Annotated in this window: 5 protein-coding genes; 1 reads left to right on the top strand and 4 read right to left on the bottom strand. The window is 74.4% G+C overall.

All coding sequences use genetic code 11. The features are described 5' to 3' along the window. Positions 1 to 174 precede the first annotated feature (174 nt). On the bottom strand, positions 175 to 1,374 hold the full coding sequence (locus tag ACFWJW_RS14430) for an NAD(P)/FAD-dependent oxidoreductase (protein ID WP_387239790.1): 1,200 nt from the start codon (positions 1,372 to 1,374) through the stop codon (positions 175 to 177). 227 nt (positions 1,375 to 1,601) lie between these two features. Here ACFWJW_RS14430 and ACFWJW_RS14425 point away from each other — a divergent pair, with 227 nt between their 5' ends. Continuing rightward, complete coding sequence (locus ACFWJW_RS14425; RefSeq protein ID WP_387239787.1) at positions 1,602 to 2,381, top strand: thioesterase II family protein; 780 nt, start codon at positions 1,602 to 1,604, stop codon at positions 2,379 to 2,381. Here the strand turns inward: ACFWJW_RS14425 and ACFWJW_RS14420 are convergent. The 3 genes from ACFWJW_RS14420 to ACFWJW_RS14410 are packed head-to-tail and all read right to left on the bottom strand — an operon-like array spanning position 2,318 to position 16,619. Continuing rightward, a complete protein-coding gene (locus tag ACFWJW_RS14420; RefSeq protein WP_387239784.1) occupies positions 2,318 to 3,097 on the bottom strand; it encodes an aspartate/glutamate racemase family protein in 780 nt (259 codons plus the stop codon). The two genes, ACFWJW_RS14425 and ACFWJW_RS14420, sit on opposite strands and share 64 nt — an antisense overlap. Continuing rightward, positions 3,094 to 8,745: an amino acid adenylation domain-containing protein gene (locus tag ACFWJW_RS14415; protein ID WP_387239781.1), complete on the bottom strand. Its 5,652-nt coding sequence runs from the start codon at positions 8,743 to 8,745 to the stop codon at positions 3,094 to 3,096. The genes ACFWJW_RS14420 and ACFWJW_RS14415 overlap by 4 nt, the downstream gene beginning before the upstream one ends. Further along, positions 8,745 to 16,619: an amino acid adenylation domain-containing protein gene (locus tag ACFWJW_RS14410; protein WP_387239778.1), complete on the bottom strand. Its 7,875-nt coding sequence runs from the start codon at positions 16,617 to 16,619 to the stop codon at positions 8,745 to 8,747. Before ACFWJW_RS14410 ends, ACFWJW_RS14415 begins: the two co-directional genes overlap by 1 nt. Between the last annotated feature and the right edge of the window lie 44 nt (positions 16,620 to 16,663).

Genomic DNA, 16,663 nt, shown 5'->3' with positions numbered 1-16,663 from the left:
CGGCACCTCTGTCGGGGTCGTGGCCGAACTGGCTGTGGTCTCGACCGAGGTGACCGTCCGTGTCCCGCCGGGTGCGGGGCACGACGTTTCAGCAGCCGTCCGGTGCGGCCCGTGGTGAGGTGAACCGGCCGCCGCCGGACGGAGGTTGGGGGGAGTGCGCCGGGTGGCGGGCTCCTACTGGCGCGTGAGGTGCTCGCGCGCGTGCAGTTCGGGGGTGAAGAACTCCTCCACGCCGATGACGCCCGCCAGCGTGGCGAAGTAGCGGTCCATCAGCTCCTGGTCCCCGGCGACGGTGCGCAGCATGGACAGGCGGTGCTCGGCCACTTCGAGGGCCGCCACCGACAGCGTCGAGTGGTAGGCGTCGATGAGGATCTCGTCGCGCTGGTAGGCGTACTCCTCCAGCCCGTCGAGCAGCTTCTCGGGGTCGCGCAGGCCCGTGCCGACGCAGTCCACCAGCAGCTGCGCCTGACGGAAGGCGTCGGTGATGCCGCGGGCGGTGATGGAGTCCTTGTGGTGGCCGGCGTCCCCCACCAGGGCCCAGCCGAGTCCGGCCGCCTCCCGGAAGTAGTTGCGCTGGTCGCCGGTGCCGTGCAGCCGCTCCAGCGGGGTCTGTGACGCGATCTTCGCGGACAGCTCCGGAGCCGTGTCGCGGACCGCCTCCAGGTAGGCGCCCATCGCGTCCTTGCGGACCCGCTCGAACTCGGACTGCGGGAAGTACGCCGCGATCAGCGTGGTGTTGTCGTTCGTGGGCACGGTGCCGACCCAGCGGCCCGGGGCCTCGTAGAGCTCGAAGCGGTCGGTGACGCCTTCCCAGTACGTGTAGTAGGCGCAGGTCGCGGGCGGGTGCTCGGTGGTGATGCGGGAGTCGACCATGGTGGCGAAGCGGGAGCGCATCCCGTCGGCGCCGACCACCAGCCGGGCGTGCTCCTCGGTGGTCGCGCCGTCGGAGGTACGGCAGCGCACCCCGGTGGCCTGGCCCTCGTCGTCGGACAGCACCTCGGTGACGGTGCAGCCCTGGCGGAACTCCACGCCCGCGGCGACCGCGGCGTCCGCGAGGATCCCGTCCAGCAGATAGCGGCGCGGGGCGTACGCCGCGCGGTGGCCGTCGACCGGGATCGAGCAGCCCTCGATGCGGATGTCCGCGATCCGGTAGACCGCCCGGTCCAGCGGCGGGCAGCCCGTCGCGATCACCTTGTCGAGCACACCCCAGCGCCGCAGCAGCGCCACCCCGGGCTGGTGGATGTAGAGCGTGCTGAGCGTGTCCCGGGGGAACTCGGCGCGGTCCACCATCAGCACCCGATATCCGGCACGTGCGAAGAGCATGGCCGTAGAGGCACCGGCGCAGCGCGCCCCGACCACGATGACGTCGTACACAGTCGACTCCCTGACCCGCTCGTGACCCGCTGCTGGGCGGGCCGAGTTCCTGGTCAGGACGTTAGGGAGGGCGGCAATCGCGGCGTCATTGTGTCGTTATTCCTGCCCGGTTCCGCGGGGCCGACGGGGTCTTGATACGGCGTCGATAGGGGCGTCCGCTAGCGTCCCCGGCCGAGTCCGGCCCCGGTCGTACCTCCCCTGTGCCGTATCTCCCCGAAGGGTTGACCATGACTGTTTCCCGCGCCGCGAGCGGCCCGCACCGCGCCCTCGACCAGGAGTGGTTCCGCCGCCCCCGGCCCGTTCCCGACCCCCGGCTGCGGCTGGTCTGCTTTCCGCACGCCGGCGGCGCGGCCAGCTTCTTCCGGGACTGGCCGCAGTGGCTGCCGGCCGATATCGAGGTCGTCGCGGTCTGTTATCCCGGCCGGGAGGACCGGATCGCGCTGCCCTCCGTCGAGACGATGGACGAGCTCGCCGACCGGATCGCCGAGGAGCTGGTGCCCGCCCTGGACCGGCCGCTGGCCTTCTTCGGGCACAGCATGGGGGCGTCGGTCGCGCACGAGGTGGCGCTGCGGATCGAGCGGCGGCACGGCCGGGTGCTGAGCCGGCTGCTGGTCTCCAGCCGCAGCGCACCGTCCCGGCTGCGGCCCTCGGGGATCTCCCGGGAGAGCGACGAGGTGCTGGTGGCCGATGTCATGGCGCTGGGCGGGACGTTCTCCGCCGCCCTCGACCACCCCGACCTGCGGGAGCTGCTGCTGCCCGCCATCCGCGCCGACTACCGGCTGATCGACGACTACCGGCCGCCGGTTCCGCTGCCCCGGCTGGGGGTGCCGGTGACCGCCCTGCTCGGCGACCGTGACCCGCATGTCCACGAGGCGGACATGCGGGCCTGGGCGGAGGTGACCGAGGGGGACTTCGGGCTGCGGGTCCGCTCCGGGGACCACTTCTACCTGCTGGAGCAGGCGCCCTCTCTGGTGGCCGAGGTGGGCAGGCTGCTCACCAGCGGCTGAGGGGCCGGCAGCCCCGCCGAGAAGCGGACCGCGAGGGTGCGCAGGGCGTCCACCGTCCGGTCCGGGCCGTACCGTTCCGTCAGATCCCGTGAGACCAGGTGGAATTCGGTGCAGCCCAGCACGACACCGGCGCAGTCGTGGCGCCGCATGAGGTGCTCCACCTCCGGCAGCGCCTCGTGCGGCAGCGGACCGTACCGCTTCATCCGGTAGATCAGCCGGTGAATCCGGGCCTGCGCGTCCTCGTCGGGGCGCACCACCCGGTGGGCCACGGCGTCCCAGCCGGGCTGCGACTCGAAGATCCGCGCCCGTCGGCTGCCCTCCGTGGACAGCATCAGGAACCGGCCGGTGGCACCGGCCAGTTCCGCCGCCGTGGTCTCCACCAGGGACACCACCCGCCCGCGCAGCGCCGGATCGACCAGCGGGAGGAAGTGGTGCGCCGTGAAGCACACCACGACCACCTGATCGGCGCCCCGCTCCAGCAGCTGCGCCAGCCGGTCCTCCAGCCGCTCGGTCATCTCCCGGGCCCTGCCCTGCCGAATGGCCTCGGTGCGGTCGGGGAAGGCCGGGTCGGAGTCCAGCAGCACCCGCGGGCGGGACTGCTCCGGCCCGTGCCACTCGCCCGCGTACAGCGTCCGGAGGAACTCGGCCGAGGCCAGCGGGCCCATGCCGCCCAGGACGCCGAGGACCGCCGCGGCCGGGAGCACCGGGGTGCTCATCGGGTGCTCCCCGCCGCCGCGCCGGCCGTGGTGTCCCGCGGCCCGGCGATCCGCGGTGCGAGGACGGCGCAGATGTCGGCGGCCGGCTCCGGCTCCAGCATCCTGGCGTGTTCGCAGTCCACCTCGTGGATCTCCAGCTCGCCGTCGAGGAACTCCTTCCAGGACTGCGGGCTGGTCCACTCCTGCTGCTTCTGCGTGGCCACCACCAGCAGCATCGTGCCGCGGAACCGGTCGAGCCGGCGCGCGTTGGTGAGCGTCACGTTGTTCACCATGATGTCCAGCGCCACGGCCCGCTGCGCGTCGTCGAGATGGCGCAGCTCGCTCTCGCCGCGGCCCAGCCAGTCGGTGATCCGGGCCCGCATCACCTCGGTGTCCGGCAGCTCCGGGGAGGCGCCCTCGGGCAGGCCGTAGATATCGGCGTAGCCCTCGTACATCTGCGTGAGGATCTCCTGGGGACCGCCGGTGCCGGGGCCGTCGGCCGGCGCCGGGTAGGCGTCGAGCACCGCGAGCAGCGCCACCTCCTGGCCCTGCGCCTGGAGCGCGGTGGCCACCGCGTGCGCCATGATCCCGCCGAGCGACCAGCCCAGCAGGTGGTACGGGCCCTCGGGCTGTACCCGGCGGATCTCGCGGACGTAGTCCTCGGCCATCGCGTCCAGGGAACGGGCGGGCGGTTCCGTGCCGTCCAGGCCCCGGGACTGGAGGGCGTACACCGGGTGGTCGGTGCTCAGGGCGCCGAGCAGCGCCGAGTAGCGCCAGCTGAATCCGGCGACCGGGTGCACACAGAACAGCGGCGCGGTGCGGCCCGCCGTGCGCAGCGGCAGCATCACCTCGAACGCGCTGCTGCCGCCGCCGTCGAGCTGGGCGGCGAGCCGGGCCGGGGTCGGTGCGGCGAACACGTCACGCAGCGCCGGGGCGCCGCCCAGCAGCGCCGCGAGCCGGCTCACCAGCCGGGTGGCCAGCAGCGAATGGCCGCCCAGCTCGAAGAAGTTGTCGTCCACGCCGACCTGTTCGGCCCCCAGGACCTCCGCGAAGAGCCGGCACAGCAGCTCCTCCTGCGGGGAGGCCGGCGGCCGGGTGGACCGCCCGGTGACCGGGGCGGGCGCCGGCAGCGCCCGGTGGTCGAGCTTGCCGTTCGGCGTCAGCGGCCAGCTGTCGACGACGACGAACGCGGACGGGGTCATGTACGAGGGGAGCAGTGTGGAGGTCTCGTCCCGTACGGCCGCCGGGCTCAACGGCGGTGCGTCCGGCGCCTGCTGGACGTAGGCCACCAGGCGGCGGTCGCCCGGCCGGTCCTCGCGGACGGTCACCACGGCGCGGCCCACCCCGGCGCACCGGCTCACCGCCGCCCGCACCTCGCCGAGTTCGATCCGGAAGCCGCGTACCTTGACCTGGCTGTCGGCCCGGCCGCAGAAGCGGAGCTGTCCTTCGCCGTCCCAGTACGCCAGGTCTCCGGTGCGGTACATCCGGGAGCCGGGGGCGCCGAACGGGTCGGCGACGAAGCGGTCCGCGGTCACCGCCGGCTGGTCCAGATAGCCGCGGGCCACGCCGGTGCCGGAGACATACAGCTCGCCGACCACACCGGACGGCACCGGCTGGAGGGCCGCGTCGAGCAGATACACCCGGGCGCCGTCGATCGGCCGCCCGATGACCGCCGTGCCGTCCGCGGGGCGCGGGTCGCGGACCGCGAAGCTGACATCGCAGGTGGCCTCGGTGGGCCCGTAGGCGTTGATCAGCATCCGGTCCCGGCCCCAGAACCCGGCCAGTTCCGCGGGCAGCACCTCCGCGCCGGTGATCATCACCCGCAGTTCCGGCAGGGCGGTCCGGGGCACTTCGGCCAGGACCGACGGCGGGATCATCAGATGGCTGATCCGGCGCTCCCGGAGCACCTCGACCAGCTCCGCGCCCGTGGGCGTCGCCTCCGGCACGACCAGGCACCCGCCGCACAGCAGCGACCAGAAGAGCTCCGCCACCGAGACATCGAAGCTGGGCGAGGCGAGCTGGAGCGCCCGGCTGCCCTCCTCGACGCCGTAGTGGGCGGCCTGGTTCGCGGCGAACGCGGCCAGCCCGGTGTGGGTGACCACGACGCCCTTGGGGCGGCCGGTGGTGCCGGAGGTGAAGATGGTGTACGCCGGGTGGTCGAGCCGCAGCGGGGTGGTCCGCTCGGCGTCGGTGAGGTCCGCGCCGGACAGGGCGGCGCACGCGGCCGTGACGGCGGCGTCGTCCAGCAGCAGCACCGGCACCGCACCGGTCTCCGGCAGCCGGTCCGCGAGCGCGGCCGTGGTCAGCAGCAGGACGGGATCGGCGTCCGAGACCATCGCGGCCAGCCGCTCCGCCGGATAGCCCGGGTCCAGCGGCAGATACACCGCACCGGCCTTCTGCACGGCGAGGACGGCCTCCGCCAGGTGCCCGGAGGGCGGCAGCGCGACCGCGACCGCACGCTCGGGGCCCGCCCCGCGCGCGACGAGCAGCCGCGCCAGCTTGTTGGCCCGCTCGTTGAGTTCCGCGTAGCTGAGGACGCGGTCCGTCTCCAGCGCGGGACGGTCCGGGCCGCGGCGCACCTGGCGCTCGAAGAGCTCGGCGAAGGTGGCGGCCGGCGGGGCCGGGCGCCGGTGCGGCCCGTCCTGGAGCAGCGCGTCGCGCTCGTCGGGGGAGAGCACCGCCAGGCGGCTGACCGGCAGTTCGGGGGTGGCGCAGGCATCGGCCAGCACCCGGGCCAGACGTGCGGTGAGCAGCCGCGCGGTCTCCGGGTCGAAGAGGTCGGCGGCGAATTCGAGCAGACCGCCGATCCCGGCCGGGCGGCCCTCGGCCGTACGGGACTCGCTCAGGTTGAACGCCAGGTCGACCTTGGCGGCCCCCTCGGCCTCGCCCTCGAAGGAGACGTCGAGGCCGGGCAGTTCGAGGGTGGCGCCGCCGGTGTTCTGGAGGATCAGCGCCACCTGGGCGAGCGGTGCGTGGGACAGCGTCCGGGTGGGGTTGACCGCCTCGACGACCCGCTCGAAGGGCACGTCCTGGTGCGCGTACGCGGCCAGATCGGTCTCGCGGACCCGCCCCAGCAGCTCCAGGAAGGTCGGGTCGCCGGACACATCGGTGCGCAGCACGAGGTTGTTGACGAAGTAGCCGACCAGCTCCTCCAGCGACTCGTCGGTGCGCCCCGCCACCACGGTGCTGACCGGGATGTCGCTGCCCGCGCCGAGCCGCGACAGCAGGACCGCGAGTCCGGCCTGGAGCACCATGAAGACCGTGGCATCGGACCGCCGGGCCAGCTCGGTCAGCCGCTCGTGCGTCGCGGCGTCCAGGGTGAACGGCGCGGTCGCGCCGCGGTGACTGGCGACCGCCGGGCGGGGACGGTCCAGCGGCAGGTCCAGCAGCTCCGGCGCGCCCGTCAACTGGTCGCGCCAGTAGGTGAGTTGCCGCGCCAGCACGCTGTCCGGGTCGTCCTCGGCGCCCAGCAGCTCCCGCTGCCACAGCGCGTAGTCGGCGTACTGCACCGGCAGCGGCCGCCACCGGGGCGCGCCGCCCCGCAGCCGCGCCCCGTACGCCACCGACAGGTCCCGGACCAGCGGCGCCAGCGAGGAACCGTCGCTCACGATGTGGTGCATGAGGAGCAGCAGCACATGCTCCCGGTCGGAGATCCGCAGCAGCGTGGCCCGCAGCGGGAGTTCCCCGGCCAGGTCGAAGCCGCGCCCGGTCCGCTCGGCCAGGGCGGCGGCCAGCTGCTCCTCGCCGTCGAGCGTGACGTACTCCAGCTCCGGGCGGGCCTCCTCGGCGGGCAGCACGATCTGGCAGGGCGCACCGGCCACCTCAGCGAACCGGGTGCGCAGCGCCTCGTGCCGCTCGATCACGTCGCCCACCGCGGCCCGCAGCGCGTCCCGGTCCAGGGCGCCGCGCAGCCGCAGCGGCAGCGGGATGTTGTACGTCGGGCTGCTGCCCTCCAGTTGGAAGGCGAACCACAGACCGCGCTGGGCGTACGACATCGGCAGCCGGTCCGGGCGCACGGCCGGCACCAGGGCCGGGCGGGTGGTGTCCGCCTGCGCCAGCCGGGCGGCCAGCCCGGCCACGGTCGGCGACTCGAAGACGGAGCGCACCGGCAGCTCCACGCCGAAGGCCGCGCGGATCCGGCTGAGCAGCCGGATCGCGGTGAGCGACTGCCCGCCCAGCGTGAAGAAGCTGTCGTCGACACCCGGGCAGGGGCGGCCCAGCACGCTCTCGAAGAGGCCGCGGAGAATCTCCTCGGTGGCCGAGAACGCCGTCCTGGCGACCGGCGGCAGCACCTCGGCCTCGCTGCCGGCGCCCGGCCCGGGAGCCGGGGCACCGGCGTCCAGTCGCCGGAAGGCGGCCGGCAGCGGGCAGGCGAGGTCGGCCACGGCCCGCCCGGGACCGGCCACGATCTCGCCCAGTACGCCTTCCAGCGCGCCGAGTACGGCCGCGGCCTCGTCCCGGTCGAAGAGGTCGGGACGGTACTCCAGCTCGATCTGGAGCCGCTGCCCGGTGAGACCGGCGACCACCCGCAGCGGGTAGTGCGCGGAGTCATGGCCCTCGACGACCTCGACCCGCACCCCCGCGTACGAGGGCCGGGCGCCGTCGTCCCCGGGAGCGTTCTCGAACACCAGGAAGGTGTCGAAGAGATCGCCGGTGCCGGCCAGCCGCTGGATCCGCGCGAGGCTGAGGTGGTGCCGGCTGAGCAGCCCGGTCTGTTCGTCCTGGAGCCGGGCGAGGTTGTCCGCGACCGGGGCGCCCGCGTCGAGCCGTACCCGGACCGGGACGGTGTTGATGAACATCCCGACCATCGACTCGATCCCGGCGACCTCCGGCGGGCGGCCGGAGACCAGGGTGCCGAAGACCACGTCGTCGCGGCCGGTGAGCCGGCCGAGGACCACCGCCCAGGCGCCCTGGACCAGGGTGTTCACGGTCAGCCCGCGCTGCCGGGCGAACCGGTCGAGGTCCCCGCCGAAGCCCTCGGGGAACGCCGCCACCACCCGCTCCGGGGCGACCGGCACCCGGCCCGGGTCGGCGGGCGCCACCAGCGAGGGGCCGGGCAGCGCGTCCAGCGCCTGCTGCCAGGCCCGCTCGCAGCCGGCGTCGTCCTGCGCGGCCAGCCAGCTGAAGTAGCCGCGCTGCGGCACGACCGGCGGCAGGGCCCGGTCGTCGCCGCCGTGCTCGTACAGGGTGAACAGCTCCCGTACGAGGATCGGGGTGGACCAGCCGTCCAGCAGCAGATGGTGGTTGGAGAGCACCAGCCGGTGCCGGTCGGGCCCGAGCCGCACCAGGGTGAACCGCATCAGCGGCGGGCGGTCGAGCGGGAAGCGGCGGGCGCGGTCGGCGGTGAGGAACTCCGCCAGCCGCCGCGGGGCGTCGTCCTGTGCCGTGAGGTCGAGTTCCTCCCAGGGGAGCGGCACCTCGCGGTGGATCACCTGGAACGGCTGGCCGTTCGCCCGCTGCCGGAAGCCCGCCCGCAGGTTGGGGTGGCGCTTGAGGAGCGCCGCCGCCGATGCCCTGAGCAGGTCCGGGCGCAGCGGTCCGTCGAGCGCGAGGACCATCTGGACGCCGTAGACGTCGACCGCCTCGTCGTCGTACCAGGAGTGGAAGAACATGCCTTCCTGGAGCGGCGTCAGCGGAAGGACGTCTTCCAGCGCGGACTGCTTTTTCATCAGAGCATCCCCAGTTCTGCTTCAAGTGCGTCGATCTCGTCCTGGGAGAGCCCGAGGGAGAGATCGGAGGGTGTGTGACCGCCGGTTTCGGCGCCGGCGGTGTGGACGGCCAGGGCGTCCAGCGCCTCGAACCAGAGCTCGGCGAGTTCGCGCACGGCCGGCTCCGGGAGGAGGCCGGCCGGCCAGGACCAGGTGGCGTTCAGCCGCGGACCGCCCGGCAGGTCCTCGGTGAGCGCATTGACCTCCAGCGCGTGCGGGACCGCGGCCCCGGCATCGCGCGGGGCGGGGGAGGGCAGGCCGTTCGCCATGGTCCACAGCCCGCCGTCGCTCCCGTCCGCCGCCGCGAACCGGCCCAGGTAGTTGAACCCGAGGCGCGGGGCGGGGAGTTCGGCGAGACGCGGTGCGGTACGCGGGTTGAGGTAGCGGAGCATGCCGTACGAGACCCCGTTGCCCGGCAGCGCGCGCAGCTGCTCCTTGACCGCCTTGAGGGCCGCGCCCACGCCGGGGCCGCCCGCCCGCAGCTCCGCCCAGTCGACGGCCGCGGGCGCCAGCAGCGCCGGGTAGAGGCTGGTGAACCAGCCGACGGTGGCGGACAGGTCCGCGCCTTCCAGGATGTCCTCGCGGCCGTGGCCCTCCAGGTCGACCAGGACGCCCGGCGCCGAGCGGTCGCCGCGCCGGCGGCGCCACTCCAGGACGGCGAGCGCGAAGCCGGTCAGCAGCACATCGTTCACGTTCGCGTGGAAGGCGGCCGGCACCGTCGTCAGCAGCGGTTCGAGGCGCTCCGGCGGCAGTTCGAGGGTCAGATGGCGCACGGTCTCCGCGGTGTCCGTCCGCGGGTCCACCGGCCGGACGCCGGGCAGCGCGGCCGCCGACGGGTCGCTCAGGACCGAGGTCCACACCCCGAGGCCGTCCTCCCAGCGGGGCTCCTGCGCGCTCTCGGCCAGCCGCTGTGCCCACTGGCGGAACGAGGTGCGCACCTCGGCGAACGCCGGGGCCCGCCCGTCGGCGGCGGCCTCCCAGGCCGTGCGCAGATCCGGCAGCAGGATGCGCCAGGAGACGCCGTCCACCGCGAGGTGGTGGATCAGGATCTGGAGCAGTCCCGGTGCCGCGTCCCCGGCGTCGTACCAGACGAGCTGGACCACCGGGCCGTCGTGCGGGGAGAGCCGCAGCCGGGCCTTCTCCCCGTGCTCGGCGAGCGCCAGGTCCCGGGCGCCGGCCGCCAGTCCGGCGATCTCCACCCGGTGCACGACGGAGTCCGCGGGGACGGATCCGGGCGCGCCGACCACCGGCCGGTCCGCGCCGTCCCCGTCCCGCGCCATCCGCAGCCGCAGCACGTCGTGGTGGTCGAGCCAGCTCTGGACGGCGTCGGTGAGCCGCTGCTCCCCGAGCCCGGCCGGTACCCGGACCGTCACCGACTGGTTGAAGCCCGCCGTGGGCCCCTCCTGCCCGTACAGCCAGTGCATGATCGGCGTCATGGGGAAGCCGCCCACGCCGTCGTCCGCCGGGCGCGGAGCGGTGTCCTGGGTGATCTCGGTGGCGACGGCGGCGAGCGCGGCGGCCGTACGGCACTCGAAGACCTGCCGTACCGTCACGTCCAGACCCGCGGCCCGGGCCTGGGAGACCAGCCGGATGGAGCTGATGCTGTCCCCGCCGAGCTCGAAGAAGCTGTCGTCGATCCCGGCGTGCGCGACGCCGAGCACCTCCGTGAAGACCCGGCACAGGGTCTCCTCGCGGGCGGTGCGCGGGGCCCGCCCGGTGGTGCTGCCGGTGTACTCGGGCGCGGGCAGCGCCTTGTGGTCGAGCTTGCCGTTGGCGGTCAGCGGCAGCGCGTCCAGGGCGACGACGGCGGCCGGGACCATGTAGTCCGGCAGCGCGGCGGACAGGTGCTCCCGCAGCACACCCGCCGCGGGCAGCCCGTCCGGCCCGGCCTCCGGGACCGCATAGCCGACCAGCCGCTTCTCGCCGGGCCCGTCCTCCCGGACGATGACCCGGGCCTGCGCCACCGCCGGGTGGGCCTCCAACGCGGCCTCGATCTCGCCGAGTTCGATCCGGAAGCCGCGCACCTTCACCTGGTCGTCGGCGCGCCCGAGGTATTCGAGCTGCCCGTCGGCCGTCCAGCGGGCCACGTCACCGGTGCGGTACATCCGGGAGCCCGGCGGGCCGAACGGGTCGGCCACGAACCGCCCGGCGCTGAGCGCGGGCTGGTGCAGATAGCCGCGGGCCAGTCCGGCGCCCGCCACATACATCTCGCCGGGCACGTTCGGCGGCAGCAACTCCAGCCGGTCGCCCAGGACATGAATCCGCAGGTCCGGGATGCCCCGGCCGATCAGGCTCCGGGTCTGCCCGGCCGCCGCCCGCTCGTCCAGCGGCAGATGGCTGACGTGCACGGTGGTCTCGGTGATCCCGTACATGTTCACCAGGACCGGCGCGGTGTCCCCGTGGCGGCGGTACCACTCGGCCATCCGGCCCAGGTCCAGCGCCTCGCCGCCGAACACGACGCGGCGCAGGGCCAGTCGCGCACCCAGGTCGGGGTGCTCCGCGTCGGCCTGCATCAGCTGGTAGAACGCCGACGGCGTCTGGTTGAGGACCGTCACCCGCTCGTCGGCCAGCAGCCGCAGGAAGTCCTCCGGGGAGCGGCTCACCGCGTACGGCACCACGACCAGCCGGCCGCCGTACAGCAGCGGCCCCCACAGCTCCCATACGGAGAAGTCGAAGGCGTACGAGTGGAACAGCGTCCACACGTCGTCCGGGCCGAAGCCGAACCACTCCTCGGTCGCCGCGAACAGCCGCGCCACATTGCGGTGCGGGACGACGACGCCCTTGGGGCGGCCGGTGGACCCCGAGGTGTAGATGACGTACGCGGCGTTCGCCGGTGACAGCGGGCCGCCGCGGTCCGCGTCGGTCAGGTCGCCGCCGTCGTACTCCGCCAGCGCACGGGCGGTGCCGGGGTCGTCCAGCAGCAGGGTCCGGGGCCGGGACTCCGGCAGTCCGGCCGCGGCCTCCGCGGTGCTCAGCAGCAGCTCGGGGCCGGAGTCGGCGAGCATGTACGCGGTCCGGTCCGCCGGATAGGACGGGTCCACCGGGACGTACGCCGCCCCGGACTTCACCACCGCCAGCAGCGCCACGACCAGCTCGGCGGTCCGCGGCAGCGCGAGCGCCACGAAGCGCTCCGGGCCGGCGCCGTGCGCCACCAGCAGCCGGGCCAGCCGGTTCGCCCGCGCGTTGAGCTCGCGGTACGTCAGCGACGCGCCCTCGTACACCACGGCCACGGCGTCGGGGGTGCGGGCCACCTGCGCCTCGAACAGCTCCGGCAGCGAGGCCGGGGCCGCCTCCTCGGCGGTGCCGTTCCACTCCACCAGCAGCCGCTGACGTTCGCCGGGCGCCAGCAGGTCGAGCTCGCTCACCGGCCGGTCCGGTGCGGCCGCGGCGGCCGTCAGCAGCCGCACCAGCCGCTCGGCGAGGGCCCGCGCCCCGTCGCGGCCGAAGAGGTCCTCGGCGTATTCGAGCGAACCGGTCAGCCCCGCCGGGCGGCCGGCCTCGGTGAACCGCTCGCGCAGCCCGAAGGACAGATCGGACTTGGCCGCCTCCAGCGTGGTCGGCTCGGTCGCCATCCGCAGGCCGTCGTGCAGGCTGCCCGGTGCGTCCGCGTTGTTCTGGAGGTGCAGCATCACCTGGGCGAGCGGGATGTGCGAGAGCACCCGGGAGACCTGCGCCGCCTCGACGACGCGCTCGAAGGGCACGTCCTGGTGGGCGTAGGCGGCCAGGTCGGTGTCCCGGACCCGGCCGAGGAGTTCGCGGAAGCTCGGGTCGCCGGAGACATCGGTGCGCAGCACCAGCGTGTTGATGAACAGGCCGACGAGGTCGTCGAGGGCGTCGTCGGTGCGTCCGGCGACGGCGGTGCCCAGGGGGATGTCGGTGCCCGCGCCGAGCCGCGACAGCAGCGCGGCGACCGCCGCGTGCAGCACCATGAACAGCGTGGAGTCCGTGGCCTGCGCGAGCGCGACCAGCCCCTGGTGGACCTCGGCGTCGACGGCCAGCCCGACCGTGCTGCCCCGGTGGGAGGCGACGGCGGGCCGGGGGTGGTCGAGCGGCAGCTCCAGCAGCTCCGGAGCACCGGCCAACCGCTCGCGCCAATAGTTCAGTTGGCCCGATATCAGACTGTCGGGGTCGTCCTCGGAGCCCAGCACCTCCCGCTGCCACAGGGTGTAGTCGGCGTACTGGACGGTGAGGGGCCGCCAGGCGGGGGCGGCGCCCTGGTGGCGGGCGGTGTAGGCGGTGGACAGGTCGTTGAGGAGCGGGGCGATGGACCAGCCGTCGCCCGCGATGTGGTGCAGGAGGAGCAGCAGGACGTGGTCCTGTTCGCCCAGGCGGTAGAGGGTGGCGCGGAGCGGGTGCTCGTGGGTGAGGTCGAAGGAGTGGGCGGCCTGTTCGGCGAGGTGGTGGGGGAGTTGGTCCTCGGTGGTGGCGACGAGGGGGAGGCCGGGGCGCGCTGCGTCGGCGGGGTCGACGGTCTGCCGGGGCTCCCCGTCGTGCTCGGTGATGCGGGTGCGCAGGGTCTCGTGGCGCTCGGTGAGGTCGGCGAGGGCCCGGGTGAGGGCGGTGTGGTCGAGCGGGCCGGTCAGGCGCAGGGCGTGCGGGATGTTGTAGGTGGGGCTGGGGCCTTCGAGTTGGTAGGCGAACCAGAGGCGGCGCTGGGCGGGGGAGAGGGGGAGGTGCGCGGGCCGCGGGTCGGCGGCCGTGAGCGGGGTGCGGGCCGTGTGGGCACCGGTGACCTGGGGCGCGAGTGCGGCGACGGTGGGGTGCTCGAAGAGCGCGCGGAGCGGGATCTCGGCGTGCAGGGCGGTGCGGATCCGGCTGATGAGGCGGGTGGCGAGCAGGGAGTGGCCGCCGAGGTGGAAGAAGTTGTCGTCGATGGTGACGGCGGGCAGGCCCAGGACCTCGGCGACGAGAGCGGTGAGGGTCTCCTCGGTGGCATTACGGGGCGCCCGGCCGCCGCTGCCGGCCCGGGAGGCGTAGTCGGGGGCGGGCAGTTGAGCCCGGTCGACCTTGCCGTTGGGCGTCAGCGGCCACTGCTCCAGGACGATCACGGCGGACGGGACCATGTAGTCCGGCAGCGACTCCGCCACCAGCTCCCGCAGCGCCGCCGGGTCGGGTGCCTCCGCACCGCCCGCGGCCGTCACATAGGCCACCAGCCGGCGCCCGGCGGCCGCGTCGTCATGCACCGTGACCAGCGCCTCGGCCACCCGCCCGGTGGCGCTCAGCGCCGCCTCGATCTCGCCGAGTTCGATGCGGAAGCCCCGGATCTTCACCTGGTGGTCGGTGCGGCCCAGGAACTCCAGCTGGCCGTCGGCCCGCCAGCGCGCCAGGTCGCCCGTGCGGTACATCCGGCTGCCCGGGGCGCCGTACGGATCGGCCACGAACCGCTCCGACGTCAGCCCCGGCCGCCCGAGATAGCCCCGCGCGAGCCCCGGGCCCGTGACATACAGCTCGCCCGCGACCCCCGCGGGCACCGGGCGCAGCGCGGCGTCCAGGACATAGACCCGGGCATTGCGGATCGGGCCGCCGATCGGCGGCACCTGGGCGCCGGACAGCGGCTCGCTCATGGTGGCGCAGACGGTGGCCTCGGTCGGGCCGTAGGCGTTCACCATCCGCCGCCCGGCCGACCAGCGCCCCACCAGCTCCGGGGCGGTGGCCTCGCCCGCCACCACCAGCGTCATCCCGTCGGGCAGCCCGTCCGGCCCGAGCACGCCGAGCGCGGCGGGCGGCAGCGTGGCATGGGTGACCTGCTGCTCCGCCAGCAGCCGGGCCAGCGGCTCGCCGGGCGCCAGCCGGGGCGCGGGGGCCACCACCAGGGCGGCGCCGGTGGTCAGCGCCATGATCAGTTCCCAGGCCGCGGCGTCGAAGCTCAGCGACGCGAACTGGAGCACCCGGGACCGGGGCCCCACCGCGAAGGCCTCGGCGTGGGTGGCCGCCAGCGACGCCACCCCGGCGTGGGTGACCTCGACGCCCTTGGGGCGGCCGGTGGAGCCGGAGGTGTAGATGACGTAGGCGGGGTGCTGGAGGCCGGCGCGGGGGCCCAGCGGGGTGGCGGGCAGGTCGTGCAGCTCGGCGACCACGGCGGGGTCGTCCAGGAGCAGGCGGGGGCAGCCGGTTTCGGGCAGCGCGACGCCGCCGACGGTGAGCAGGCAGGCGGGGCGGGCGTCGTCGAGCATGTAGGCGATCCGCTCGGCCGGGTACTCCGGGTCGACGGGCAGATACGCCGCGCCCGCCTTGTGCACCGCCAGCGCCGCGATCACCATCTCCGGTGAGCGCGGCACGGCGAGCGCCACCACCCGCTCCGGGCCCACCCCGTGCCGTATCAGCAGCCGGGCCAGGCGGTTGGCGCGCTCCGCCACCTCCGCGTAACTCAGCACCAGGTCCTCGAACACCACGGCGGGCGCCTGCGGATCGGTGCCCACCCAGGTGTCGAAGAGCTCCGGCATCGTCGCCGGCGGGACCGGGTGGCCGGTGGCGTTGCGCTCCACGATCAGCTGGTGGTGCTCGGCCGCGTCGAGCACCGGGGCCTGGCTAACGGCCCGGTCCGGGGCCGCGGTCACCGCGTCGAGCACCCGGATCAGCCGCTGCGCCAGGATCTCGGCGCTCTCCTCCCGGAACAGGTCCACCGCGTACTGGATCTCGCCGACCATGCCCGCCGGGGCCTGCTCGGGGGTGTACCGCTCCTCCAGGTAGAAGGTCAGATCCGTCTTGGCCACCCCGGTCGCCACATCGCCGAAGGAAGCCTCGACGCCAGGGAGGGAGAAGGTGCTGTCCGCGTTGCTCTGGAGGGTCAGCAGCACCTGGAAGAGCGGGGTGTGGGACAGCGACCGGTTCGGGTTGACCGCCTCCACGACCCGTTCGAAGGGCACGTCCTGGTGGGCGTAGGCGGCCAGGTCGGTTTCCCGGACCCGGGCCACCAGCTCGCGGAAGGTCGGGTCGCCGGAGAGGTCGGTGCGCAGCACCAGGGTGTTGACGAAGAAGCCGACGAGGTCGTCCAGCGCCTCGTCGGTACGGCCCGCCACGGCGGTACCGACCGGGATGTCCCGCCCGGCCCCCAGCCGCGACAGCAGGACCGCGAGCCCGGCCTGGACGACCATGAAGACCGTGGCGTCGCAGGCGCGGGCCAGCTCCACCAGCCGCCGGTGGAGACCGGCGTCCAGGGTGTAGCGCACGGTCGCGCCCCGATGGCTCGCCGCCGCCGGACGCGGGTGGTCCAGCGGCAGTTCGAGGAGTTCCGGCGCGTCCGCCAACTGCCGCTGCCAGTAGCCGAGTTGCTCCGACAGCAGGCTCTCCGGGTCGTCCTCGGAGCCCAGCACGTCCTGCTCCCACAGCGCGTAATCGGCGTACTGGACCGGCAGCGGCTCCCACTGTGGCCCGGCGTCCGCGCACCGGGCCGCGTACGCCTCGGACAGATCCCGGGCCAGCGGCGCCATCGACCAGCCGTCGGCCGCGATGTGGTGCATCAGCAGCAGCAGGACGTGCTCCCGCTCGGCGACCCGGTAGAGCGTGACCCGCAGCGGCACCTCGGCGGTCAGGTCGAAGCAGTAGCGCGCCTGCTCCGCCAGCGCCCCGGTCAGCGCCGCCTCCCCGGCCAGCTCCACGAACCGGACCTCGGGCCGCCCGTCCTCGGGGGACAGCACCACCTGGCAGGGCTCGCCGGCCTCCGCCGCGAACCGGGTCCGCAGCACCTCGTGCCGGCCGGTCACATCCGCGACCGCGGCCACCAGCGCGTCCCGGTTCAGCTCGCCCGACAGGCGCACGTACAGCGGGCAGTTGTAGGTCGGGCTGGGTCCCTCCAGCTGGAACGCGAACCACAGCCGGCGCTGGGCGAACGACATGGGGAACAAAGGGACTCCTTCAGGAACTCACAACAGGGGGGACC

Source organism: Streptomyces sp. NPDC127097, from assembly GCF_042724075.1.
In the GTDB taxonomy this organism is placed as follows: domain Bacteria; phylum Actinomycetota; class Actinomycetes; order Streptomycetales; family Streptomycetaceae; genus Streptomyces.
This window is presented reverse-complemented; position numbering and strand designations above follow the sequence as displayed.

What these genes read in the sequence shown, in the direction of transcription:
- ACFWJW_RS14415 (WP_387239781.1), bottom strand. Translation starts at nt 8,745, where the DNA reads ATGAAAAAGCAGTCCGCGCTGGAAGACGTCCTTCCGCTGACGCCGCTC.
- ACFWJW_RS14410 (WP_387239778.1), bottom strand. Translation starts at nt 16,619, where the DNA reads ATGTCGTTCGCCCAGCGCCGGCTGTGGTTCGCGTTCCAGCTGGAGGGA.
- ACFWJW_RS14425 (WP_387239787.1), top strand. Translation starts at nt 1,602, where the DNA reads ATGACTGTTTCCCGCGCCGCGAGCGGCCCGCACCGCGCCCTCGACCAG.
- ACFWJW_RS14420 (WP_387239784.1), bottom strand. Translation starts at nt 3,097, where the DNA reads ATGAGCACCCCGGTGCTCCCGGCCGCGGCGGTCCTCGGCGTCCTGGGC.